General features: G+C 62.9%; 19 protein-coding genes. 9 read left to right on the top strand and 10 right to left on the bottom strand.

Going from position 1 to position 25,277, the window contains the following annotated elements; all coding sequences use genetic code 11:
* Nucleotides 1-61 precede the first annotated feature (61 nt).
* Nucleotides 62-1,765: an HD-GYP domain-containing protein gene (locus ACQY7R_RS27280; protein ID WP_428308695.1), complete on the bottom strand. Its 1,704-nt coding sequence runs from the start codon at nt 1,763-1,765 to the stop codon at nt 62-64.
* Nucleotides 1,766-2,007: 242 nt separating this feature from the next.
* Nucleotides 2,008-3,096, bottom strand: coding sequence for a metalloprotease (locus tag ACQY7R_RS27275; protein ID WP_428308694.1), 1,089 nt, complete (start codon nt 3,094-3,096; stop codon nt 2,008-2,010).
* A 204-nt stretch (nt 3,097-3,300) separates the two neighbouring features.
* Between ACQY7R_RS27275 and ACQY7R_RS27270 the strand changes: the two genes are divergently transcribed.
* On the top strand, nt 3,301-3,831 hold the full coding sequence (locus ACQY7R_RS27270; RefSeq protein WP_428308693.1) for an NUDIX hydrolase: 531 nt from the start codon (nt 3,301-3,303) through the stop codon (nt 3,829-3,831).
* A gap of 136 nt (nt 3,832-3,967) precedes the next feature.
* Here ACQY7R_RS27270 and ACQY7R_RS27265 read toward each other — a convergent pair whose 3' ends face one another.
* A complete protein-coding gene (locus ACQY7R_RS27265) occupies nt 3,968-4,996 on the bottom strand; it encodes an SDR family oxidoreductase (RefSeq protein ID WP_428308692.1) in 1,029 nt (342 codons plus the stop codon).
* 336 nt (nt 4,997-5,332) lie between these two features.
* On the opposite strand from ACQY7R_RS27265, the gene ACQY7R_RS27260 reads away from it, so the two are divergent.
* Nucleotides 5,333-7,390, top strand: coding sequence for an alpha-galactosidase (locus ACQY7R_RS27260; RefSeq protein ID WP_428308691.1), 2,058 nt, complete (start codon nt 5,333-5,335; stop codon nt 7,388-7,390).
* Between the two features lie 20 nt (nt 7,391-7,410).
* On the opposite strand, the gene kdsB is transcribed toward ACQY7R_RS27260, so the two are convergent.
* Nucleotides 7,411-8,178 (bottom strand): 3-deoxy-manno-octulosonate cytidylyltransferase, encoded by a 768-nt coding sequence (gene kdsB, locus ACQY7R_RS27255; protein ID WP_428308690.1) that lies wholly within the window; start codon nt 8,176-8,178, stop codon nt 7,411-7,413.
* A 217-nt stretch (nt 8,179-8,395) separates the two neighbouring features.
* Between kdsB and glmS the strand changes: the two genes are divergently transcribed.
* The 5 genes from glmS to ACQY7R_RS27230 all read left to right on the top strand — a co-directional run bounded on the left by glmS (nt 8,396) and on the right by ACQY7R_RS27230 (nt 14,883).
* Nucleotides 8,396-10,261 (top strand): glutamine--fructose-6-phosphate transaminase (isomerizing), encoded by a 1,866-nt coding sequence (gene glmS / locus ACQY7R_RS27250; RefSeq protein ID WP_428308689.1) that lies wholly within the window; start codon nt 8,396-8,398, stop codon nt 10,259-10,261.
* Complete coding sequence (locus tag ACQY7R_RS27245; RefSeq protein WP_428308688.1) at nt 10,258-10,968, top strand: polyprenol monophosphomannose synthase; 711 nt, start codon at nt 10,258-10,260, stop codon at nt 10,966-10,968. Before glmS ends, ACQY7R_RS27245 begins: the two co-directional genes overlap by 4 nt.
* 236 nt (nt 10,969-11,204) lie before the next feature.
* On the top strand, nt 11,205-12,413 hold the full coding sequence (locus ACQY7R_RS27240) for a 6-phosphofructokinase (protein ID WP_172991901.1): 1,209 nt from the start codon (nt 11,205-11,207) through the stop codon (nt 12,411-12,413).
* Nucleotides 12,414-12,693: 280 nt separating this feature from the next.
* Nucleotides 12,694-13,683 (top strand): DUF6807 family protein, encoded by a 990-nt coding sequence (locus ACQY7R_RS27235; RefSeq protein ID WP_428308687.1) that lies wholly within the window; start codon nt 12,694-12,696, stop codon nt 13,681-13,683.
* Between the two features lie 24 nt (nt 13,684-13,707).
* Nucleotides 13,708-14,883 (top strand): pyridoxal-phosphate-dependent aminotransferase family protein, encoded by a 1,176-nt coding sequence (locus tag ACQY7R_RS27230; protein WP_428308686.1) that lies wholly within the window; start codon nt 13,708-13,710, stop codon nt 14,881-14,883.
* A gap of 48 nt (nt 14,884-14,931) precedes the next feature.
* Here ACQY7R_RS27230 and ACQY7R_RS27225 read toward each other — a convergent pair whose 3' ends face one another.
* Nucleotides 14,932-15,219: a type II toxin-antitoxin system RelE/ParE family toxin gene (locus tag ACQY7R_RS27225; RefSeq protein ID WP_428308685.1), complete on the bottom strand. Its 288-nt coding sequence runs from the start codon at nt 15,217-15,219 to the stop codon at nt 14,932-14,934.
* Nucleotides 15,216-15,482: a type II toxin-antitoxin system ParD family antitoxin gene (locus tag ACQY7R_RS27220; protein WP_428308684.1), complete on the bottom strand. Its 267-nt coding sequence runs from the start codon at nt 15,480-15,482 to the stop codon at nt 15,216-15,218. Before ACQY7R_RS27220 ends, ACQY7R_RS27225 begins: the two co-directional genes overlap by 4 nt.
* Before the next feature lie 240 nt (nt 15,483-15,722).
* On the opposite strand from ACQY7R_RS27220, the gene acs reads away from it, so the two are divergent.
* Nucleotides 15,723-17,681 (top strand): acetate--CoA ligase, encoded by a 1,959-nt coding sequence (gene acs, locus ACQY7R_RS27215; RefSeq protein WP_428308683.1) that lies wholly within the window; start codon nt 15,723-15,725, stop codon nt 17,679-17,681.
* Nucleotides 17,682-18,104: 423 nt separating this feature from the next.
* On the opposite strand, the gene ACQY7R_RS27210 is transcribed toward acs, so the two are convergent.
* Together ACQY7R_RS27210 and ACQY7R_RS27205 are read right to left on the bottom strand one after the other, a co-directional pair.
* Nucleotides 18,105-19,001 (bottom strand): glycerophosphodiester phosphodiesterase, encoded by an 897-nt coding sequence (locus ACQY7R_RS27210; RefSeq protein WP_428308682.1) that lies wholly within the window; start codon nt 18,999-19,001, stop codon nt 18,105-18,107.
* 436 nt (nt 19,002-19,437) lie between these two features.
* Entirely contained in the window at nt 19,438-19,674 is a 237-nt protein-coding gene (locus ACQY7R_RS27205; RefSeq protein WP_428308681.1) for a hypothetical protein, read from the bottom strand.
* Between the two features lie 412 nt (nt 19,675-20,086).
* Between ACQY7R_RS27205 and ACQY7R_RS27200 the strand changes: the two genes are divergently transcribed.
* Nucleotides 20,087-20,665 carry an RNA polymerase sigma factor gene (locus tag ACQY7R_RS27200; protein ID WP_152097889.1) on the top strand — a complete coding sequence of 193 codons (579 nt, stop codon included), beginning with the start codon at nt 20,087-20,089 and terminating at the stop codon, nt 20,663-20,665.
* 215 nt (nt 20,666-20,880) lie between these two features.
* On the opposite strand, the gene ACQY7R_RS27195 is transcribed toward ACQY7R_RS27200, so the two are convergent.
* A complete protein-coding gene (locus tag ACQY7R_RS27195) occupies nt 20,881-21,282 on the bottom strand; it encodes a DUF423 domain-containing protein (protein WP_428308680.1) in 402 nt (133 codons plus the stop codon).
* Nucleotides 21,283-21,469: 187 nt separating this feature from the next.
* Nucleotides 21,470-25,096: a hypothetical protein gene (locus tag ACQY7R_RS27190; RefSeq protein WP_428308679.1), complete on the bottom strand. Its 3,627-nt coding sequence runs from the start codon at nt 25,094-25,096 to the stop codon at nt 21,470-21,472.
* Between the last annotated feature and the right edge of the window lie 181 nt (nt 25,097-25,277).

Here is a 25,277-nt window from a genome sequence, read left to right as displayed (position 1 = left end):
GTAGTGCTTACCGACCCCCGGGCGGAGCCCGGGGCTAGAAGCGGCGTAGGTGCCCGAACGCCTAGTCTATCCACCGCAACGGGTCGAGCGGAACCGCCCCGATCAACTGATCGTGCGCCGCCCGCCGAATCTGATCGCGGCAGGCAAAGAACGCGTCGACGACGTTCGGATCCCACTGCCGCCCAGCGCCGCCGCGAATCACTTCATCGAGTTGCTCGTCGGCCATGCCGCGGCGGTACGGACGATCGCTCGACATCGCGTCGAACGCATCGGCCACCGCGGCAATGCGGGCAATCAACGGCGTCGCTTCGCCCGTCAAGCCGTGAGGATAGCCGCTGCCATCCCACGACTCATGGTGATGCAGCACGATCGGCAGGATCTTCTGCAGCTGCGTCACCCCGCTGAGAATGTCGTACCCCAGCTGCGGATGCCGCTTGATGTGGTCGTGCTCGTCGGGCGTCAGCGGGCCCGCCTTCTTCAAGATGTTGTCATCGATGCCGATCTTGCCGATGTCGTGGAGCAACCCGCCGAGGTAGATCGTATCGAGCAGTTCTTTGTCGAGCCCCAGCTCCTGAGCGATGCAGACCGCCACGCGGGCGACGCGTTCGCTGTGGCCGTGCGTGTACGGATCCTTCGCATCGATCGCCGAGGTAAGCGCCCGCACCGACGCCGCGAACAGGTCGCCCTGCCGCGCGAACAGGTGGGTGTTGTGGCGGTGAACGCCGAGAATTGTGCTGACGCTTTCGAGCAGCCGAATCTCGGCCGTGCCGAACTCGCAGAACTCGTCGCCGTCGACGCCCGCGTGATTGATCGCTAGCAGCCAACCAGCCAGCCGCGTCCCTTGTAGGATCGGCACGCTCGCCAGTTCGCGGATCGTGGCGTATTCCCACGTCGGCGCTGAGGTGTGAGCGCGGTTCAGCACCAGCGAGCGTCGCGCGACGCCGCCGAGCCGTTCCATCATATCGCTCAGCGCCCGCGGTTCGACCGGGTATTCGCCGAAGTAACGCTCGGCCGGCCCATTCTCGCCGAAGAGCGGAGTCTGCACCGCTTCGCCATTACAACGGGCGACCGCAACGATGCACTGAGCCGGCACCGCCTCCGCGAGCCAGGCAACGGCGCTCCGCCACAGGTCGTCGGGGCCTTGCGAAACATCGAGCCCGCGCGCGAGTCGGTGAAGCAGGCCGAGTTCAACGCAGGAATCGCGGGCGTGACCGACGGCCTCGCTGATCTCGCGTTCCAGGTGCGCGAGCTTGGTGCGCTGATGAATGTTGTCGATCGTCGATTCGGCCAGTTGCAGTGCAACGCGTGGATTCCACGGTTCGTTTCGCTGCGCCCAGGCGAACGTGCGGCGCGAATCAATCCCGAAGACGCGAGCCGCAGACAGAATCTCCGCTTCGTCGGCGACGGCCGAGGTCAGAATCAAGCCAATCGCGGCGAGCTGCGGCCCTTGATCCATCTGCCGCAGCGGCACGGCGATCATGGTCAGCGGCGACTCTTCGTCGATAATCTCCGCCGAGCCGCGGTTGACCACTTCCTGAATGAGCGGCAATCGCTGGTAGAAATCGCAGATCAGCCCATGCGGGGCCGCGTAGTTCAACTCGCCGCTCTCGACGTCGATCAGCAGGAACGGCTGATTGAACGCCGCCTCGAGCGCCCGCAACGCGGCGCGTGGCAGCGCCGGCTCCGTACGACCGCGCAACGCCGCGGCGGCCGGTGAATCGGCGCCGTCGGGGCGTGCTTCGAGTTCTGGCAGCGTGAGGTTCAACGGAGGTGGCAGGTAGTGTGGTGGTTGTAAGCAGCCGGCGCCGACCTGGAAACTCCAGCGCGCACCGAGATCGCTGCACTGCAAACATAGGACAGGCTGTTGCTAGCAGCGGTGTGGGTCGCCGCTGAACCTGAGGTGCATAGCCGCGTTTGGTGCAACTGTGCCGGTTGTGAGGCCGCCGTCATGATTGGCGGAACCACTGTCTGCCGCGCAATCCCCCAGATTGGGGAGGTAGACGCGGACTAGATCGCGCCGGGACGTCCGGGAACGTCTTCCACGCGTTGCTGCCGTTGCCGATAGCGACGGCTCGCCCGCTTGAGCACTGCCTGCTCTTCTTCGCTCAGTTGGTCGAACCCGACCTCGTGCATGCGGGCGAGAATATCATCGACCCGCGCGTCCTCGCGATCTTCGCGTTCGCGCCGCTTGCGATCGAGAACTTCCTGCTGCTTCTGCTGCAGATGCTCGACCAAGACGGCGGTGCGATCGTCGTCGATCCACTCAGCGTTCAGCCACTGCTCGTCGTCCGACTCCCACTGGTCGATGTCGAGCCCAACGTCGTACTGCCGTTGGCGTGCGGCGCGGTTTCCGCCGTAGAGGAGCAGCACGGAGAGGAGCGCCAGCGGCAACCACTGCGGGATGAAGTTGTTCAGTTGTTGATGCTGGAACGTGATCGCGAGCACCGCCGAGACGAGAGCGGCGCCATACGCGATATGAGCCGACGAAGCGGACGCAGACGCACGTCCGACGAGGGGCCATAAGATGCTTCGCAGCACCTCGGCGCCATCGAACGGCTGCACCGGCAGCAAATTCACCAGCAGCAGCCAGGTGTTCACCCAGACCGTAATCTGCATCGCCATGAGGCCCAGCGAGTCACGATTCGTGAACACCGGTGCGAACGGCGAGAAGATATGGAGGAGATTGTCTTCACCGGCAATCGCCAAGCCGCACGCTGCGGAGATGATGATCACCAAGTAGGTGAGCGGCCCCGCCATTGCGGTCACTAAGTGAGCCGGCGGATCAGGCGGCAAATGAGGCTGCGACCAGCCCCCCGTCGGGCCGATCACGATGAGGTTTGTTCGCCCGCCGACGCGCTTCGCGGCCAGCGCCCGCATTCCTTCGTGGAGCAGGACGCTCGCCAGCAAAATCACGAGCCCTAGGCTGGCGTTCTGAATGGTGAAGACCTCGCCCTTGAGCGACTGCTCCAGCGGCGGCAGACTCGCGAGCCAGAGCGTCAGGAGGACGAGGATCGGGAAGTGGACGTGCAAACGAACTTCGACGCCGCGCCAACGGCCTAAGCTGAAGCTCCAACTACCTACGGCGCTGCGATTCATCTTGCCTCTCGCCTCCTCCGGCGCGTCGAAATCCGAGCGGTTCGACAGCGGCGGCCCGATCTCGCTATCCTATCAGTCGCCCCACAGAGTGGCAAACAATGTTCGGGTTTTGCCGAGGGAAAGGGCCCTGCGGGAGCCCGTGAGAACGAGCCGGCAGGGCGGCGGCGTCATTACCCAAATTGCCTGGTCTTGTGAGTCAGCCAAATGGATTCGTCCACCGCAGATGGTCGCCTCTTGCTATCAACCTCTCGCTTCGACGTGGTTGAAGTGATGCAGGCGACGCGGCAGGGAGGAAACCGCCCCCGGCAGGTGATTCTCCACCCCGGCGCCGTCGTCATTCTGCCGATGGTCGACGACGACCATGTCTGTCTCATTCGTAATGAACGGGTGGCCGTCGGCAAGACGCTCATCGAACTCCCCGCCGGCACGATGGAGCCCCCCGCGACGCCGCTGCAGATGGCCGTCCGCGAATTGAAGGAAGAGACCGGCTACACGGCCGAGCGGTGGCGCGAGATGCCGCCGTTCTACATGTCGCCCGGCATCCTGCGGGAGCAGATGCACTCGTTTGTCGCCGAAGGCCTCACGGCCGGCGAGCATGCCCGCGAGGCGGGGGAGAACATCGACAACCTTGTCGTCTCCTGGCGCGAGGCGATCGCGATGGTCGAGAGCGGCGAGATTGAAGATGCGAAGACGATTTGCGCGCTCCTTATGTGGGACCGACTGCGGTCACGCTGAGCTTTGGCTATTCCCTCTGCGCCTTTGCGCCTCTGCGAGAGATCTGAACGAAGATAGTCTCTCGCAGAGGCGCGAAGGCGCAGAGAATCGCAAAGAAATGCATCGATCAGAAGGTACGAGAATGCCGCGGTCAGCTCTAGGCGAATCGCTGGTTCGCTGTGGCGTAGGACGGGTTCCGGTAGAGCACTTCCGCAATCAGTTCTGGCGAGCCACGCTCCGGACCGCGTTCGTAATGCCACTCCGGTCCGGTCGGCACGAGTGATTCGTCGTATGGCCACGGCGTGAACGGCTCGATGCCGAGCGCTGCCGCCAGTTTCGTCGAGTCCATCGCCACATTGCCGGCTCGCGGCGGGATCGGCCCCGCGGCGTGACGCAAGCAGCCCATCAGCGTCTTCGGGTCATAGCCGCCGACGCGATTGACGACCTGCGCGATCTCGTACAGCGAGAGCCGCGTCGGCCCGCCGGCGTGATAGAGGCCCGTGAGGTCGCTTGCCAGCAGCCGCTCGAACAATCGATTGAGGCAGTCGGTGTACGTCGGCGTGCGGACTTCATCGAAATAGAGCGTTGCGGGCCGCCCCTTCTTGAACCGCGACTGGATCCAGTCGATCGCCCCCGCGTGGCCATTGAAGCTCACCCCCATCGGCAGCGAGATCCGCACCGTGCACGCCTGCGGCAACCAATCGAACAGCACCTGCTCGGCCGCCACCATCGTCTTGCCGTAGACCGTGACGGGATCGGTCGGATCGCCCTCCACGTAACTGCCGCCGTCGCGGCCAGCGAAGACGAGGTCGATCGAGGCGTGCACGAGCCGGACGTCTCGCTCGACGATGATCGACGCGAGATTGACGAGCCCTTCGACGTTCGTCCGCCACGCAAGCCGCGTATCAAGCTCGCATGCCCGCAGGGCGCAGTTGCCGGCACAATCGAGCACCGAACCGAACTGCCACCGATCGAACAGCCGGTTCAGTTCGTCGCGATCCTCCGCGTCGCACGCGACGATGCCGGGTGCCGAGAGCTTCCAATTGTCGGCCTGCCGAATCCCAATCACCCGGCCAGGATACCGCTGCGAGAAGTAGTCGAACGCGTTATAGCCCGCGACGCCGGCGACGCCGGTGATGAGCAGCGGGAGGCGAACTTCGGGGACTGGATCGCGGGCGGAGAACATCAACCTACTGTACCGCACGCGAGACCGCCCTGTCACTGCACGGCCGGAGGGAACTTACTCCCCTGTAGCGACTTAGCGTCTGCGAACGCGAACCTCAACACACTGTGGCCGCTATTGGACGCGTCGCTGTTTGACACCCCCAATCATCACGACTACTCTGATGAACAGAGGAATTGTAATACAATTACTCACGCGGCCACTCTTATCACGGCCTACGCCGAATCTCCTTTCCTAGCAACGTGAACGAAAACTCCAGGTCGAACGCTTCTCGCGTTCGCCGCTGTTTCGCTCGGACTCTTTCTCCTCAGATCCGCCCAGGTACATCACATGGCATTGATGAGATTTCTCCTTGGACTAAGCCTCGCGTTGGGGTTGTTCGCAGACGCCGCGCGGGTTGAGGCAGGTTACGAAAACGAATTAAACGTCGCTCAGCAATGGTTCGACGCGAGCTTTGGCGAGGACGTCTCGAAGCTCCCGTTCAGCTTCAAGCTGGGCGAAGAATCGTCCGCCACGGTGCTGGGCCGCGCGAAGCGTTCGAGCGAAGACAAACAGCTCGACGGCAATCGCACGGAGCGCACGATCGTATGGGCTGACGAGACGACCGGGCTCGAGACGAAGGTCGTCGTCGTGAAGTACTCCGACTACCCCAACATCGAGTGGACCGTGCGGTTCACCAACAAGGGCGACAAAGACACGCCGGTGCTGTCGGCGATCGAGGGCCTCGACATCCATCAAACGGTGCCGACCAACGCGCAGACGATTCTGCACCACATGAAGGGTTCCTACGTCGCGCAGAACGACTTCGAACCTTACGAAATGGGGCTGACGCAACGAACGTCGGCGACCTTCCGTTCGTTCGGCGGTCGCGGCACGAATGGCTGCTGGCCATACTTCAACGTGAACTGGGGAAACACGGGACTCATCGTGGCGATTGGCTGGCCGGGGCAGTGGAATGCGTCGTTCGACCGCGACGGCACGACTGGACTCGCGATTCGCGCTGGCCAGGAAAACGCCAACTTCAAGCTGACGCCGGGCGAGACGGCACGCACTCCGCTGATGGTCCTCCAGTGGTACGCGGGCGATTGGGTCGACGGGCAGAACGCATGGCGCCGCTGGATGGTGGCCCACAACGTGCCGCGCGTCGATGGCAAACTGCCCGGGCAGCAATTGCTGGCCAACAGCTCTCATCAGTTTGCCGAGATGATCAACGCGAATGAAGAAAACCAAAAGCAGATGATCGATCGCTATCTCGAAGAGAAGCTGCCGCTGGCCTACTGGTGGATGGACGCCGGCTGGTACGTCAACGACGGCAATTGGGTGACCACCGGCACGTGGGAGGTCGATAAGAAGCGGTTCCCCAACGGCCTCCGCGCGATCACCGACCACGCCCACTCGAAGGGAGTCAAAGCGATCGTCTGGTTCGAGCCGGAACGAGTCGCCGCAGGGACCTGGCTCGACAAGGAACGGCCGCAGTGGCTGCTCAGTCCGCTGCCGAACCCCGGCGATCAAAGCTACCTCGACGGTTGGAAGCTTCTTAATCTCGGCAACCCCGAGGCGCTCGACTGGGCGATCAAACACATCAGCGGGCTAATCGAAAGCGAAGGGATCGATCTCTATCGCCAAGACTTCAACATGGATCCGCTCATGTACTGGCGGAACGGCGAGCCAGCAGATCGGCAAGGCATTACCGAAAATCATTACGTCGAGGGCTACCTCGCCTACTGGGACGGCTTGCTGGCCAACCATCCGCACTTGCGAATCGACACCTGCTCCAGCGGCGGGCGGCGGCTCGACTTGGAAACCCTGCGCCGCAGCGTGCCGCTGATTCGCAGCGACTACCTGTTCGAGCCAATCGGCCAGCAGGGACACACGCACGGGATTTCCTCTTGGTTGCCCTACTACGGCAATGGCACGCTCGTCGGCAAGAGCGCCATCGGCCAGAACACGACCGAGGGGATCAACGAGTACGACTTCCGCAGCCACGTGGCGAACTCGCTCACGGCTGCGTGGGACATGCGGGACAAAACGCTCGATTACGACAAGCTGCGGGAACTTTCCGCCGAGCACGCCCGCATCGGCGAGCTCTACATCGGCGACTACTACCCACTGACGCGGCACTCGATCTCGCCGAAGGATTGGATCGCGTGGGAGTTCAACGATCCCGAAACGGGCAAGGGCGTCGTGCAGGCGTTCCGCCGCGAGGAAAACACGCAGCCGACGCAAACATTCCGCTTGCGCGGGCTCGATCCTGCAGCGCAGTATGAGATTGAATCGGAAGGCTCCGACAAGAGTTGGACCGAGTCAGGCGCCGTGCTGATGGACCAAGGGCTTGAAGTGAAGCTTGAGCCGCGCACCGCCGACGTGCTGTTCCTGACGAAGCAGGCCGCCAAGTAGGTTGGGGGACCTGGCCCAACTTACGCAGCACGCCGCGCGACGAAGTCCGCAAAGTCTTCCGGAGTGTCGATCCCCCTGGTCGCCCGTTGCGTGACGGCGACCAGGATCGACTCGCCGTTTTCGAGCACGCGGAGCTGTTCGAGCTTTTCGATTTGCTCGAGTGGGCTGACCGGCCACTTGGGCATCTGCATGAGCAGCGAGCGGCGGTAGCCGTAGATGCCGATGTGCTGGTGGAAAGTGGCCGGCTCGGCGGCGAGCAGGCGATCGTCCCATTCTCGCGCGTGGGGGACGGGGCTGCGCGAGAAGTAGAGGGCGCGGCCATCGGCGGCGAACACCACCTTCACGCACGACGGGTCGTCGAGCTTGTGGCGGTCGCGGATCGGCGTCGCCAGGGTCGCCATCGCGGCGGAGGGAGTCGATTCGAGGAGTTCGAACAGGCGGTCGATCGCCCGCGCGTCGGCGTCGGGTTCGTCTCCTTGCAGATTGACGATGATCTCGGCGGCGGGGTACCCGGCGACCGCCTCGGCGACGCGGTCGGTGCCGCTCGGGCAGTCGGGGCTCGTCATCACCACCGGGGCGCCGAAGCGGCGGCACTCGGCGGCGATCTCCTCGTCATCGGTCGCGATCAGCACCAACTGGGCATTGCGAACCGACTGGGCCGCTTCGTACGTATGTTGAATGACCGACTTGCCAGCAGCTCGCAGTAGCATCTTGTCAGGCAGCCGCGTCGACCGGCGGCGGGCGGGAATGACGAGAATCCGGCGAAGCGGGGTAATTGGCGTCGGCATAGCGGTATCAAACTCGCGTTGAGGTGACTTAGCGGCCGAAAAAGTAACCGGTTTGTCGCTGCATCCCAAGAGCGAATCGCGGGAGGCGGCGCATTCGCATACCGTGTGGCTGCAAGCCGTGCTAATCTGCTGGCATCGGACCCGCACGCTGGCAATTGCGAGCGTCGCGGCATGCTAGCGTCCCTCTGTTCGCAACGACGCAATTCGAAGGGATCGTATGTGCGGCATTGTTGGCTACATCGGCCCGGAACAAGCGGCTGACTTCCTGGTCGCCGGTTTGCGGCGGCTGGAATATCGCGGCTACGACAGCGCCGGCATTGTCTGCGCCGAGCGCGGCACACTGTCGATCGTCAAAAGCGCCGGCCGCGTCGACGAGCTCGCGGCGTTGCTGAAACGCATCCCTGCTCGCGGATCGCTCGGCGTCGGGCACACCCGCTGGGCGACGCACGGCCCGGCGACCGACGAAAACGCCCACCCGCACGTCGGCGGCAACGGCGCGCTGGCGCTCGTCCACAACGGCGTCATCGAAAACTTCCGCCCGATCAAAGAGCGGCTGCAGCAGAAGGGCTACGTCTTTCACAGCCAGACAGATAGCGAAGCGGTCGCCCATCTCATCGCCGACGAGCTGGCGATGCTGCCGACATCACTCGACGATGCGCTCGATCCGTACGCGCCGCTCATCGCCGCCGTGCAAGCGGCGCTCGCGCAGCTCCGAGGCACCTACGGGCTGGCAATCGTCTTCCGCGATTGGCCCGACGTGATCGTGGCCGCGCGGCTCGGCAGCCCCCTGGTGATCGGCGTCGGCGACCATGAAAAATACATCGCCAGCGATGGCTCGCCGCTCGCGGGGCACACCGATCAGATCGTCTACCTCGCCGACCACGAGATGGCCGTCATCTCGGCCGATGCGATCCGCGTGATCCATCGGGACCAGGGGGACGTCGAGCACGACGTCAAGCTGCTGACGATCGACGCCAGCGACGTCGAACTGGGCGGCTTTCCCCACTTCATGCTCAAAGAGATTTTCGAGCAGCCAGAAACCGTGCGCAACGCGATGCGCGGCCGGCTCGATCGCGATGCGGCGACGGCGAAGTTCGGCGGCCTCAACCTCACGCCGCAGCAGTTGCGGTCAATCGACCGGTTCGTGCTCACCGCGTGCGGCACGAGTTGGCACTCGGCGCTCGTCGGCGAGTACATGATCGAGACGCTCGCCCGCGTGCCGGTGGAAGTCGAATACGCCAGCGAGCTGCGCTACCGCAATCCGCCGCTGACGCCGACGACGCTGCTGTTCGCGCTCACCCAAAGCGGCGAGACGATCGACACGCTCGCCGCCCTCCGCGAGATGAAGCGGAAGGGTCATCCGACGATGGCGATTTGCAACGTCGTCGGCAGTACGATCGCCCGCGAAGCCGACGGCGGCATTTATTTGCACGCTGGGCCCGAGATTGGCGTCGCGTCGACGAAGGCCTACACCTCGCAGTGCGTCGTCATGGCGCTGCTCGCGCTACACTTCGGGCGGTTACATCACCTCAGCTATGAAGCGGGGCTGCGGATCATCGACGACCTTGAGCGGCTGCCGGAGCAAGTAGAAAAGGCGCTTGAGACAAACGCCGAGTGCCGCCGCATCGCTGCGAAGTACGCCGGGTGCGAGAACTTTCTCTACCTCGGCCGGCTCTACAACTTCCCCACAGCGCTTGAAGGAGCGCTGAAGCTGAAAGAAATCAGCTACATCCATGCCGAGGGCTATCCCGCGGCGGAGATGAAGCACGGCCCGATCGCGCTCGTCGACGAACACACGCCGAGCGTCTTCATCGTTCCGCGCTGTGGCGTTTACGACAAAGTGGTGGCCAACGTCGAGGAGATCAAAGCTCGCGGCGGGCCGGTGATTGCGATCGTTGAAGAGGGCGATCACGAAGTCGCTCAGATTGCCGACGACGTGCTGGAAATCCCCGCGACGGCCGACTTCCTGCAGCCGATTGTCGCTGCGATTCCGCTACAGTTGCTGGCGTATCACATCGCCGTGCTCCGCGGCTGTGACGTCGACAAGCCTCGCAACCTGGCGAAGAGCGTGACCGTCGAATGAAGCTGCTCGTTGCCATCGCCACCTACAACGAGATCGAGAATCTGCCGACTCTCGTGCCAGCGATCCGTGCGCAGCTACCCGATGCTGACGTGCTGGTGGTCGACGACAACTCGCCAGATGGCACGGGCCGGTGGTGCGATGAAGAAGCAGCCCGCTCGCCGTGGTTCTCGGTGATTCACCGCGCGGGCAAGCTCGGCCTTGGTTCGGCGTCGTGGACCGCGATGCAGACCGCAATCGAGCGAGGCTACGATTGGCTCGCAACGCTCGACGCCGATTGGAGCCACCCGCCCGAGGCGTTTCCGCGAATGGTTGCCGCGTCGACCAACGCCGACGTGGTGATAGGCTCACGTTATTGCCAAGGCGGCGAGATCCACGGTTGGCCACTGAGTCGCCGCATCGTCAGTCGAGTGATGAACGTCGCCACGCGCGCCGCTCTCGGCACGCCGGTGCGCGACGCCAGCGGCGCGTGTCGACTCTATCGCGTCGAGAAGCTTGCGGAGCTCGACTTCAGCGATCTCAAGGCGACCGGCTACGCCTACCTCGAAGAGATCCTCTGGCAGCTGCACCGCCGCGGCGCACGGTTTGCTGAAGTACCGATCGCCTTCACTGATCGCCGCGCGGGCGCCTCGAAAGTCGGCGTCAACGAAGCGGTCGGCAAGGTGAAAGTACTCGCACGCCTCGCGGGTCGACGCCTGCGGGGCGGTTGAGTTCGACGCAGTTCCCGCCGTGCGGCCAATTGGCCGCGAGACTTGAATGATTCCCACCAGAATCTCGCGCTCGCCTTTGCTGCGGAACCGGGCAGTTCCGCTCAAACAATTCGCAGTTGAACGCTAACGATTGCCGCGACCGTGAGGGCTGAAACGGTTTCTCTCAAGTTTTCCGCGCAGGCTGCGTCGCGACCTATCCTTTCCTGTTCGTTCGACTTTCGCACAGGATTTACGCCATGAGCAAACGGATCGGTATTCTCACCAGCGGCGGCGACTGCCCGGGCCTCAACGCGGTCATTCGCGGCGTCGTCAAAGCCTCTTGGCAGCTCGGTTACGAGTGCCTCGGCTTCCTCAAGGGATATGAGGGGCTCTACGATCCCGTTCGCTATATCACGCTCACGCCGAAGAACACCGCCGGCATCCTCACGCAGGGCGGCACGATTCTCGGTTCGACGAACAAAGGCCGCTTTGCCGCGACGGTCGGCGTGCAAGATCGCGTCGACCTTGATCCCGAACTGCTCGAGGGCGTCGCGGGCACGGTGAAGCAACTCGGCATCGAAGGCCTCGTTTGCATCGGCGGCGATGGTTCGCTGGCGGTTGCTCAGCAATTCCACGAATATGGCATCCCGGTCGTCGGCGTCCCGAAGACGATCGACAACGATCTTTCCGCCACCGCGTATACGTTCGGCTTCTCAAGCGCCGTCGCCTGTGCAACCGACGCGCTCGATCGGCTCCACACAACGGCCGCCGCGCACGAGCGGATCATGGTCCTCGAAGTGATGGGCCGTCACGCCGGGTGGATCGCATTGCATGCCGGCATCGCCGGCGGCGGCGACGTGATCCTCATTCCCGAAATTCCGTGGACGTTTGAAAACGTCTGCCACAAAATTCTCGACCGCGAAGTCAACGGCAAGCATTTTACGCTGGTCGTCGTCGCCGAAGGGGCTCACCTCCCGACGGGCGAAATGGTTGGCGAAGAACGCCGCGGCGCTCAGAAGAAACTCGGCGGCATCGGCCCGCTGATTGCCCGCGAACTTGAAGAACGGCTTCATCGCGAAGCCCGCACGGTGGTGCTTGGCCACTTGCAACGCGGCGGCGCGCCGACGACCTTCGACCGCGTGCTAGCCACCCAGTATGGCGCCCACGCCGTGCGGTTGATCGTCGAGAAGAAGTTCGGCCAAATGATTTGCTATAACCCGCCCGACATGGGCAGCGTGCCGATCATCGAGGCGGTCCACCAGATTCGCCTCGTCGACAGCGAAGGCGCCGCCGTCCAGGCAGCCCGGGCGCTCGGCATCAGCTTCGGAGATTGCGAGGCGGGGACGAGCCCTTTCGTCTGTAGCGTGGACTCCGACGACGTTCAGACCGCCGAGGACGTCGAGATGGACGCCGAGTTCACGCTTGATTTGGCGGACGCCGCAACGGAAGAAGCGCTGCTGCCGTAGCTGCATTCTCTAGCCCCGGGCTCCGCCCGGGGGTCGGCGTCCATCCCGCGCGACGTAGTCCAACGAAATGGAGAGTCACCCCCGGGCGGAGCCCGGGGCTAGTGACGACGCAACTATGTTGCGTGCAGCGCTGCATTGTTCCGTCTCAATCCAAGGCCTACGATCGCAGCATAAGCCCCTGCAGACATTTGCTCCCGGCTCCCCCAGTCGGTTACGATAGACCCCCGTGCCGCTCCGGCGGCGGGGCGGCGTTTAGCGATCGATTTGGGGAGACTGGTTCATGGGCCTTCGAGCAGCGGGCGTTTGGTTCTTCTTGCTGACGGCGACCGTCGCCGCGCCGTGCCTTGGGGCCGAGGGCTTCGAATGGCAGACGCCCGAAGGCGATCACGTCGACCTGCTATTCAACGGCGAGCCGGCGTTTCGCTACATGATGCCGACGCTCGACGAATCGAGCGAAGAGAAGCGGAGCGAAACGTTCAAACCGTATCACCACGTCTTTAGCCCCGACGGCAAGACGCTGCTGACCAAAGGCCCGGGCGGGCTCTTCCCGCATCATCGCGGTCTCTTCTACGGTTTTAATAAGATTACCTACGGCGACGGCAAGAAGTGCGATACGTGGCATTGCACCGGGAAGACTTTTCAGTCGCACGAGGAGATCGTCGAGGAGAAGGCTGACGCGAATGGCGCTGAGCAGATCGTAAAAATCGACTGGCATGGCGAAGATGGCGAGGTCTTCGCCAACGAAACCCGCGAGATGGACATCGAACGCCAGAAGCACAACGGCGTCGAGGGTTGGCAAATCGACTTCTCGTCGCACCTAGAATCCTCCGACGGCCAGACGGTCCACCTCGACGGCGATCCGCAACATGCGGGCTTTCAGTTTCGCGCCACGCAGAAAGTGCCGGACGAAACTGCCAAGGAAACCTACTACGTGCGGACGGACGGCGTCGGCAAGGCGGGCGACTATCGCAACTGGGACCACAACAAGCCGAACGCCCCCGGCAACAGCGAGAACGAGAACCGCCCCTGGAACGCCCTAAGTTTCGTCGTCGACGGCCAGCGTTACACGGTCGTTTATCTCGATCACCCGTCGAATCCCAAGCCTTCGCGATACAGCGAGCGCGACTACGGTCGCTTCGGTTCGTACTTCGTCGCGGACGTGACGAAAGAGAAGCCGCTCGACGTGAAGTATCGCGCCTGGATTCAACCGGGCGAGATGACTGTCCAGCAATGCTCGGCACTTGCCCAAGAGTTTACTGCAGCCAAGTAACCCCATCGCAGCACAGGACGCACGATGCCCGCCCTCCCGCCGCTCAATCCGCCGATCCGCACGCTCCTCGGCCCCGGCCCCAGCGACATTCACCCGCGCGTCCTCGCCGCGATGACGCGGCCGACGGTGGGGCATCTCGATCCCTACTACCTGCAAGTGATGGATAAGGTGCAGGGAGGATTGCGCGAGCTCTTCCGCACCACGAACCGCATGACGTTCGCCGTCAGCGGCACTGGCTCGGCCGGCATGGAAGCGACGGTCGTCAATCTTATTGAGCCCGGCGACGCGATGATCGTCGGCGTCAACGGCGTCTTCGGCGGCCGTATGACCGATGTCGCCGAGCGGGCCGGCGCCAAGGTGACCAAGATTGAGCGCCCCTGGGGCGAGGTGTTCACGCCGGAGGAAGTGAAGAAGGCGGTCGACGCCGTGAAGCCGAAGGTCGTCGGCATCGTGATGGCCGAGACGTCGACCGGCGCGTACCAGCCGATTGAGGAGATCGCCAAGATCGTTCACGACGCTGGCGCGTTGCTGCTGGTCGACGCGGTGACGTCGCTCGGCGGCGTGCCCGTCGAGGTCGATAAGTGGGGCATCGACGCGATCTACTCTGGCACGCAGAAGTGTCTCAGCTGCCCGCCGGGCCTTGCGCCGGTTTCGTTCAACCAGCGAGCCATGGACGCCATCCTCGGCCGCAAGACGAAGGTGCAGAGCTGGTACCTGGACGTGACGATGCTCGCCAACTACTGGGGATCGGACCGCGTCTATCATCACACGGCGCCGATCAACATGAGCTACGGCCTGTACGAAGCCGTGTCGATCATCCTCGAAGAAGGCCTCGACGCTTGCTTCGCGCGGCACGCCCTCAACCATCGCGCGCTCAAGGCGGGCCTCGCGGCGATCGACATCAAGTACGCCGCGCAGGAAGGGCATCAGTTGCCGATGCTCAACGCCGTCCACGTACCGGCGGGCGTCGACGAAGCGAAGGTTCGGAGCGATTTGCTCAACCGCTTCGGTATCGAAATCGGCGCCGGGCTCGGAGCGTTCAAAGGCAAGGTCTGGCGGATCGGCCTGATGGGCTACGGCGCACGGCCAGCGAACGTCTACCTTGTCCTCTCCGCACTCGAGCAATTGCTGGCTGAGCAGGGCTGCAAGTTCGAGCCTGGGGCGAGCGTCGCCGCGGCGTCTGAAATCTACCGCCAATAGAACGCAACGCCGAACGTGAAACACGAAACTTGAGCGGCTTCCTCATACTCAGAAGAGCCGCCGCCAATCCCGTGCGCCGTGAACGACGCGCACAATCTTCGTGCCGTCATTGTCTGGTCTATGGAAGATGATGTAATTGCCGACGGCAGTCATTCGAAGCCGGTCGGCAAGAAACTCGTAGGCCTCGCCCAGCAGCGGATGCTCCGCGAGAAGCTCGCATGATTGCTCGATTTTTTCGATCAGTCGGAGCGCGGCCGTGAGATCATCAGCAGCGATGTAGTCGTGAATCCCTTGCAAGTCCCTGCGCGCCTCCAAACTGAAGCGGCAATTTTTCATCGGGACTGCGCCTGATGTTGCGCGTTGCGACGACGCAATTCCTCGAAGACATCGTGTGCTGCGACTGTTTCGCCGCGGTCAATCTGCTCAAGCCCTACAGCAACCTTCTGCCGCAGGTCGCTGACAAGCATCTCTCGCTCGCGATCGTGGAGTTGCAAGAGTCGCAGCGCATCGCCCACAACTTCGCTCGGCGTCGCGTAAGCGCCAAGCGCCAACTGGCCTTCGATGAACTGCTGAAACTCAGGCGAGATGGAGATCTCCACTGAAATCCTCGCTTTGCGGCTACAGGCAACGAACGGCGTGCAACGCGCCGGATAGTGCATATTCTACCCTCTGGGTTCCGCATAAAATATCCCTGCCGGTCGCCCCTCCCTCGCCGCACCGGGCCACTTTAAGGCCTCCCGCCGGTCGATTACAATCGCCAGACGGTCGCTATTCTTGTCGCGGCCGTCTCGTCGGCTCTCATCAGCGCCGTCTTATTGTTCACGCTCGCGGAGATTCTCATGGGGCAGCAGTCCACCGGCCAACTCGACACCGTGATGCAGGAATCCCGCGTGTTTCCGCCTACTGCGGAAGCCTCGGCTCGTGCACGGATCAAGTCGATGGCCGAGTACCAGAAGCTATGGGACGAGGCTGCCGCCGATCCGGCCGGTTTCTGGGCGAAGCTCGCCAAGGAGGAACTGCACTGGTTTGAGCCGTTCACCCAGGCGCTGAAGTGGAACGAGCCGCACGCCGAATGGTTCGTCGACGGCAAGACGAACGCCTCCTACAACTGCCTCGACAAGCACGTCGCTGAGGGCCGCGGCGACAAGGTCGCGCTTATTTGGGAAGGCGAACCGGGCGAGAAGCGGCAGTACACGTACGCCGAACTGCTGCGTGAAGTTAGCAAGTTCGCGAACGTGCTCAAGTCGCTCGGCGCCAAGCAGGGAGACGTCGTTTCGATCTACATGCCGCTGACGCCGGAGCTCGTCATTGCGATGCTTGCGTGTGCGCGGATTGGGGCGATTCACTCGGTGATTTTCGCCGGCTTCTCGTCCGAGGCGGTCGCCGATCGCAATAACGACGCGAAGGCGAAAATTCAAATCACTGCCGACGCCGGCTATCGCCGCGGCACTGTCCTCGCACTCAAGCAGACGGTCGATGCGGCGCTCGCTAAATCGCCGACGGTCGAGAAGTGCGTCGTGCTGTCGCGTGTGAACGAAGCGGTCAACATGCAGGAAGGCCGCGATTTCTGGTGGCACAAGCTGATGGCCGAGGCCTCGGACGATTGCCCCGCCACGCCGCTCGACAGCGAAGCGACGCTGTTCATCCTCTACACCAGCGGCTCGACGGGCAAGCCGAAGGGCATCCGCCACACGACGGCGGGCTACAACCTGTTCGCGAAGAAGACGTTCGAATGGGTTTTTGATTGGCAAGAGAACGACGTCTATTGGTGCACGGCTGACTGCGGCTGGGTCACGGGGCATACATACGTCACCTACGGCCCGCTCTCCGCAGGGGCGACGGTGCTGCTGTACGAAGGGGCGCCGAACTTCCCGCACGAAGGCCGCTTCTGGGAACTGATTGAACGGTACCACGTGACCCTCTTCTACACGGCGCCGACGGCGATCCGGGCGTTCATGAAGTGGGGCGATCATCACGTCGAGAAGTACGACCTCTCCAGCCTGCGCGTGCTCGGCACGGTGGGCGAAGGGATCAATCCCGAAGCGTGGATGTGGTACCACCGCAAGATCGGCGGCGAGCGCTGCCCAATCGTCGACACGTGGTGGCAGACCGAAACGGGCGGCATCATGATGAGCCCGCTCCCCGGCGCCACGCCGACGAAGCCGGGCAGTTGCACGATGCCTCTCCCCGGCGTTATTCCGCAAATCGTCGATTCCACCGGCGCCGAGGTCGACGCGACGCACGGCGGCTGGCTGACGATCGCTCACCCCTGGCCCGGCATGCTCCGCGGCATTTGGGGCGATGAAGAACGCTACAAGGAAGTCTACTGGGAAAAAGTCCCAGGCAAGTATCTCGCCGGCGACAATGCTCGTCGCGACGCCGACGGCTACTACTGGATCATGGGCCGCATCGACGACGTGCTGAACGTCTCGGGCCATCGCCTCAGCACGATCGAAATCGAAAGTGCGCTCGTCAGCCATCCGAGCGTCGCCGAAGCCGCGGCGGTCGGCCGGCCCGATCCGCTTAAGGGCGAAGCGGTCGCCGTGTTCGTGACCCTCCGCGGCGCCGAGCCGAGCGAAGAGCTGCGCAAGGAACTCATTAAGCACGTTCGTAATCAGATTGGCGCCCTCGCGCAACCTGACGACGTGCGATTCACCGGCACGCTGCCGAAGACCCGCAGCGGCAAGATCATGCGGCGATTGCTTCGCGACATTGCCGCCGGCAAGGAAACGGTCGGCGATACGACGACGCTGGAAGATTACAGCGTGCTCGCGCAGTTGCGGACCGAAGACGAGTAAACGGCGTGTGATGTCGCGTTCGGGATTAATGTCGCTTTTCGCGTTTTTGGCGACATTAATCTAAGCCTTTGCGGCGGCTGTGTTTAGGATGCGACATTCGCCGGTTTGCGTCGCGACACGGACCTCGCTTGGGGGGCGTGGTACGTTCGTTGGTATAGTGCTGGTTTTCAAAGATCGGCGCGCAGCGAGGGCGCTGGATACGGCGCACCTTAGCACGAAAGTCGACTCAGCGGGTGAGGGATTTTCGGCCACTCGCCAGCGCGCTCGCCGAGCGTTTTAGGTTCTGGTTATCCATGACTCACTGTCGCCCCTCTGGGGCTTGCGCGATCGCCGGACGAGGCACAGGGGGCTTACGCCCCCGGCTATTGAATTTCGCCCCGTTGGGGCTGAAAACGGCGAAGCAACGCGTCGAGCGTGCGCGCTTTAGCGGCTCTTGAATTTCTTCACCGCGTCGACGGTGACGTCGGGGTAGTCGGTAGCGAACGACTCGGCGCCGAGCTCAAGGAGGCGGGTGTAGACGGCGGGGTCGGCGTTTTCCCAGGGGAGAACCTGGAAGACAATGCCGCGTGCTTTGAGTTCGTCGCGGACGGATTCGAGGAACGCGATCGACGGGACGAACGGCTCGGCGTCCGCGGGATCGCCGATCACCTTCACGTGGATTTGCAGGTGTGTGAGGCCTTCGAAGTCTTTGGCGCGAATGTCGTCGAGCCGTTGCTTAAGTTCGGCCTCGGTGCCGCCGTTCCAGATGAGGGTGAGCGACTCGGGGACGCGCTGCTTCCACTTACGGATGAGGTCGTGGTGCTTCGTCGTGAAGATGATTTGCTTTTGTAGGCTGGCGTCGACGACTTGCTTCTGCAGTTGGTCGAGATCGACGTTTTCCGTTTTGATGTCGAGGTAGACGAGCCAATCGGGGTGTCCCTGCATCGCGGCGAAGAGGTCGGCGAGCGTCGGGATGCGCTGGCCAGCGTACTGTTTGCCGCGGAAGGAGCCGACTTCTAGCTGCTTCACTTCGGCAGCGGTGAGATCCTCGACCCCCTGCCCTGCCCTAGCTTTGTCGACGTTGCCGACGACGCGGCTGAAGTCGGCGTCGTGAAAGCAGACGATGACACCATCTTTGGTGGTGCGGAGATCAGCCTCGGGCGTGACGCCGACGTCCCACATCGACTCGAATGCTTCGAGCGTATTTTCCGGGGCCTTGATACCGGCGCCGCGATGGGCCTGGATGTGGAAGCCGAGTTTTCCCTCCTGGTCCGCCGCGCTGCCGGTCGTTGTCGCGAGGAAGGCGAGCGTCAGGGTGAAGATGAATCGCCGCAGTTGCATGAGGTTCCGCCTTGTTGAATTGAGATCGATTCAGCGCGGGCAAGTTGCTTCTAGCCTCGGGCTCCGCCCTGGGGTTGCCCTACGCGGGACGACGTCGACCAGCATGGAAACCCACCCCCGGGCGGAGCCCGGGGGTGGGTTGGGCGACGCGCTAACGAGCAATATATTCGCGGCGAATGTGAAGAGGCATGCGCGAGCGGTGCAAACGCATAGGGAATTCTTATTCGCGAATAGGAATTCGAACGGCGACTAGCTGGCGAAGCGGCCGAATTCGGTCTCAGTGGCTGGAGGCCAGCTGACGCCGCTGCTGCGTGACTCCTAGCTGCTTTACCCCCATCGCTAGCTGCGAAATATTCCCACTGCCGGTGACTGTCCCGTCGGCTGGGCAGCGCTAGGCAGACTCGCGGGCTGCCGCAACTCGTTGCCAATTGGCCACTTACGTCACGTCGATTTGCTCGTACAGATTTTTCTGAGAAATTTGATTCCCTTGGCGAACCTGCTCGCCGAAACTAGAGTCATAGGAGCGTCTGGTGGGCCGGCGGCGCCGGTCTAGCAGTTTGATGACTGCCCCTGCCAGATAGCTTCCTGTTTTTTCTCTCTCGAGCCGCGCACCAAGCGCAGCGAGGGCATCATGCGTTCCATCCAAAGCCGCAATTGCAATTCTGGCATCCAAAGCGCTCCGTCGAGCGTCATGGCCACGATTCGCCGCGACTCGGACCGCCGCCCCGCAGCAGCAGCTAAATGGTGCGCATTTACGGGCTACGCGTCGCGCTTCTGGCTATCAATGCGCGAACAGCTACAGCATCTCACGACGGTAACAGGCGTACCAACGCACGTTACCGGCGGGGCGCTGTGTGCCGTAGCACTGCAGCGCTCCGGGCAGCACGCCACGTGTTGCCTCGCCGCCAGATAACTGGGCTGCGATTCTTAACTAGAGAATCTCTCCCTATCTGGCGCCGGCCGTCGGCGAGCCCAGCGCGTATGTTCGCGTTTTGGCCGCCGGTTTCCGACCTTGCTGCCACTGGCCTCGCGCTTGGACCCAACCCAACTGGTCCGGCGCTCGAGGCCCCAAGCTCGAGAGAACCATGGAACTTGAAACTCCAATCTTTGATTTGACTGAGGCGACCACCGCTGAGCTCGTGACTGCGGCTCAACACGGCGACAATGAAGCGTTCGGAACGCTCGTGAACCGTTTCGAGCGGATGGTGCTCGCCGTCTGCTGGCAGCGGTTGCGGAACCACGCCGAGGCGCAAGAAGCTTCGCAAGAGGTCTTCATCAAGGCCTTCGAGAAGCTTGAACAGCTCCAAGAAGCCGCGGCGTTCCCAGGCTGGTTGCGGTCGATTGCCGTGCGGCAATCGATTAACCGGGCTGCTCGTCGGCCGCCGGCGACTGCGGTCGAACCGCACTCGCTCGAAGGGTTCGACGGCGAGGTCGAAGCGCCAATCACTTCGCTCCTCAATCGGGAGCGGATCGATCAGCTCAACGAAGGGCTCGATCGGTTGGCGACGCTCGACCGCAGCACGCTCGTGGCGTTCTACATCCAAGGACAGTCGCTCGTGGAAATGAGCGACGAGTTCTCGGCGCCGGTGGGCACGATCAAGCGGCGGTTGCACGTCGCTCGGAAGCGGCTCGCGAAGGAGCTCGAGTGCTTGCAGGCGGTGTAGTCCGTCGTTGTTGTAACTCCTAACTGCGGTTGCGTGACCGCTTCACTTGAAAAGCCGGGACGGCGCCAGCGATGGCGGCGTCCCGGCTTTGCTTTTAGCCCCGGGCTTCGCCCAGGGGTCGTTGTCCATTGCGCGCGGGGCAGTCTAGTAGAACGGTTAGCCACCCCCGGGTGGAGCCCGGGGCTAGATGCGTTGGCACTACAGCGGGCAGCGTTCTACTGCCGCCAAGCGGCGATCGCGACGGCGATCCAGCCGATGATGAAGGCGAGCCCGCCGAGCGGCGTGACCATGCCGAGCTTCCGCCATTCCTCGCCGAGGAAGGTCATGCCGTAGAGCGAACCGCTGAAGAGCACGATGCCGATGACGAACGCGATCGCCGCGACGCGTAGGCCTCCGCTCGGAAAACTCGTCGCCAAGGCCGCGAGCGTCACTAAAGCGAGGGCGTGGTAGAGCTGATACTTCACTCCCGTTTCGAACCAGGCGAGGCGTTTGGCGAGATCCGCTTCGTAACCCGCGCTCCGCAGGGCGGCTTCAAGTCCGTGGGCGCCGTAGGCTCCGAGGCCGACGCCGGCGGCGGCAAGAAGGGCTCCGAGGACGGCCATCGTTTTGGGTGACATGCTGATTCGGTCCGCTGGTTTCGAGATAACGCCGCGTTGCAACGTTCAGCATAACTTTTGAGTGCGACCGCGATCAGGGGTCGCCACGCGCAAAAAAGAACCGCCTCGCCGAACCATGGCATTTTGCATCCATGGCCCGGCAAGGCGGCGAATTTTCGATCAAGTAGTTTCTAGCAGCGGCCGGCGATTATTGTTCGCTGGCGATGCCGAGGCGATCTTCCTCTTCTTCCTGGATGATGATGTGAGGCGTCACCATCATCATCAGGCTGTCCGTTTCGCGGCCGATACCGACGTTGCGGAAGAGGCGGTCGATGTACGGCACCTTGCTCAGGAGCGGGACGCCGAACTCGTTGCGGCCTTCGACCAACCGCTTGATGCCGCCGAGGAGCACCGTACCGCCGTCGGGAACGCTCACCGTCGTACTGACGGTAATGACCTGGAACGTCGGCAACTGCACCGTAGTGCCGCTGCGGCTCGTCGTTTCGGTTTCATCTTCCGACGTGCTTTCGCCGTCGTTGTCATCCGTGTTCGAGTTCGAGGTCGAAATCGATTCCGAACCTTCGAAGGTGAACGTCTGGACGTCGCCGATCTGGCTGAAGAACGGCACCAGCGTCAAGCGGACGTAGCGTCGATCGTCGGAAACCACGGCTTGCACCGTCATCATCGTGCCTTCAGAGAGGACGACGATGACCGGCTGTTGAGCGGCGGCGAATTCGCCGACGACCGGGATCACGCTGATGACGAACGGCCGGAACGACGAGTCGATGACGTTCGCTTGCTGACCGTTGAACAAGGTGACTTTCGGAGCTTGCAACACGTTCGCCCGTTGATCGCCTTGGGAGGCATTGATCACGAAGAACGCTTCGATGTCGCTGAGGATCGCGAAACCAAACGTGCCGACGTCCTGCGGACCGCCGAACTGCGGCGTCGCGAGGGAGAAACTACCCTGCCGGAACGGAAGGTCGAGATCCACCGAGTAGTTAGGCTCGGAATCGGTGGCAGCGACGCCGCTCAAACCGACCGTGGCACTCGGACCAATCGTCGGCGGAATTTGCCCTGGAGCAAAATCCGCAGGGTTCAAACCGGTACGGTCGGTGATGTTAAAGTCGAAGTCGACGCCGATCCGTTCGAAGAACCGATCGGTGAGCCGAATGAAGCGAACTTCAATCGTCACCTGCAGATCTTGCAGACGACGCAGCTGTTCGAGCAGGTCGGCGATCTGTTCGTGGACGCGTTGCGTCTGGCTGATGACGAGGCTGAGATTCGTGGGGAAGGGTTGGATTTCGCCTTCGCCCGTGCCGTTTTCCATCCAGCTTTCGTGCTCGACAGTGGAGACGATCAGATCAATGAGCGAATCGAAGTCGGCACTGGCGGCGCCGCCCAGTCCGCCGGGTCCGCCGGCGGGAGTCGACACCGGACCATTCGCCGGAGCAGCGAAGTTCGCTTGGACCGGACCTTCGGCCCCGGCGACGCGCGGCTGGCCGGGACGATTGTTCGCCACCATCGAGACTGGGCCGCCGACGCCGCCTGGGCCGTAGGCGCCCATTGCAGCGTAAGCGTCGTTGATCAGCCCTTGCAGGCCGATGTTGTTGGTCGGCACGAAGTTCGGAATCGGGATCACGAGGTCGCCGACCGGATAGGTGACGATCTTCAGGTCGCCGTCGCGAATCTGTTCGCTGGTGATCTTCAGAACTTCGTCTTGAATCGTGTAGGTGAGGTGGAGCGGCTCAAGGATGAGCGTCAACGCACTCTTGAGCGAGATTTCTTGCGGCAGGTTCAGCGTGATCGGCGTGTCGCTGCGAACGCCCTCCTGGCTCAGGCCGCGAGGATCAAGATGGATATTGACGCCTGCCAGTTGCGACAGACCTTCCACCACTTTCGTGAGGGGCGTTTCGTTGTACTTCGGCAGGACTGGAGTCTTCAGCTTCTGCTCGATTTCGAGTTCCTTCGCATTACGACCGCTGCCGAGATCGATGGACTTGCGATTCTTGATCGCATCCCAGTCGGTCGGGAACGCGAACGGTGCATCGCCATGGGCCAAGGCTTTGGCTGACGTATCGCGAACGTCGAGGAACATGTTCGCGGCGCCATTTTCGGCTTTCGCGATGATTTCCTGGTTCCAACGTTCGCGACGGATGAGCTTCGCTTGCTTGTTGACTTGCTGAGCCACGAGTTCGTCAGGCGCCATCTCGTAGAGACGGTTCGCAACGACTTCCGCTTCGGCGTAGCGATGCTCGTCGACGAGCTTGTTGAACTCGTCGACCATCTGAGCCATCTTCTGCTGGACCTCGAGCTTGACGGCCTGCGAACGATGAACCTCGGACAGGATCTCGTCGTTGGTCGCCTTCAGATCGAGTTCCGCCTTGTGGTCTTCGATGTACTTGTTGGTCGACGAAGTCGTGAGTTCGATGCGACGCAGGAGTTGCGACTTCAGTTCTTGCGAAAGCTGCGATTCCTCGATTTGAGCCCGCGATTGCTCCAGTAGCTTGAGGGCTTGCTTCGGATCGGTCGAGCGAAGCTTTTCGGCCTCGGACTGACGCTTCAGGACGTCGGCCGAGATCTGGCGGACGAGCACGGCTTGGCCTTCTGCGGCAGAGTCGAGCAAGTTGCCGGGGTTGGGCAGCGATTCTTTCGGGCTGTTGCCCTGCAGCATTTGCATATGGCCTTGGAGCCGCTGCTGGCTAAGGACGTCGAGTTGGGCGCGATTCTGGTACGCCGCCTTGAACGATTGCAAAGCGCCTTCCCGATCGCCGGCGCGAAGAGCCTGTTCGCCGGCTTCGAGCATTTGCGCCGGGTCGCCCGGAAGCGGAGTCGCTTCAGCGGCATTGGGGAGCGGAGTCGGCGTAAATTCCGGAACTTGGGCGAGCTTCATCGCAGCGCCCGTTTCTGACGAGGCGGCAGCTTGTACGAGATCGCCGGCGCCAGGCGTCGCCGTCGTCGGCAATTGGGCTCCAGCCGGCACGGCACCAGCCGAAGCAGCTTTCTGAATGTCGAGCGCCAAGCGGGACGGGCGGTCTTCGTCGGCGCCAAACTGCGAGTCTGGCACGTTGAGCGAACTCGCCTTGCCCGCCAGGAGTTGGGCCTCAGGCAAGTTGCCGGCAGCGAGCGCGGTCCGAGCTTGGCCGAGCAGGATGAGCGTCTGCAGCTTGGCGTCGGCGGCCGGAGCAGGAGTTTCCGTGACGGCAAGGCTCGTCGGCGACTTGCGGCGTTGCTCCACGCGACGCAGCACGTCTTGGGGGGTGATTCCGTTGCCGCTGAACTGGGGATTCAGCTGAGCGGCTTCGTTCGCGGCGCGAGCGGCCGTGTCGAGATCGTTCCACGACAGCAAGGCGTCGGCCTGCTTCACGAGGAACTTGGAGTAGGCAATTCGCCAGTTGGCTCCGCCATTGAGATTCCGCATGGCGGCGGCTTCTTGGTACTCGCCGATTGATTCGAATACTGCCTGCGGCGAATCGCTTTGCCCGTCGTAGGCGACCTTCAGCTCTTGAGCCTTTGCCAAGAACTGTTGAGCCCGCGGCAGATCGCCGACGCTCAGCGCCCGGCGGGCGTCGAGCAAGAGTTGATCCGACTGCCCCTTGGCTGCCGCATTCGACGGAGCCGCGGTCGGCGCTTTCGTCGACGGGACGGCGAGCGTGCCGTCGGGCAGAGCCGGCGATTCAACCGCGGCGCGGAACGGATTGCCCGCCGCGGCGGTCTCAGCGCCCGAAGCGTAGGGGTTGGCGTTCGGCTGGCCTTCGACGCCATGGGCGGCGGTTTGCCAGACAAACGTGGCGAGTGCAATGGCTGCAACTCGGACAGTAGTGGTCCGTCTCAACTCAGTTCTCCTTACGAGAGACGACGCGAGAGCGCCGTCGGCTCCCCCGGATGCGACGCCAAATGGTTTGCTCAGGCGACTGGGCATGATTCGTGTGTTGGGTGCGGTATCGCGCCGCGCATACTCGACAAACGTCGAGCCCGCGCGAAGCGGATTCCTAGCGAGGCGTCGGGTTGTGATG

The sequence above is a fragment of the Lacipirellula sp. genome (genome assembly GCF_965279485.1).
Lineage (GTDB): Bacteria > Planctomycetota > Planctomycetia > Pirellulales > Lacipirellulaceae > Lacipirellula.
This window is presented reverse-complemented; position numbering and strand designations above follow the sequence as displayed.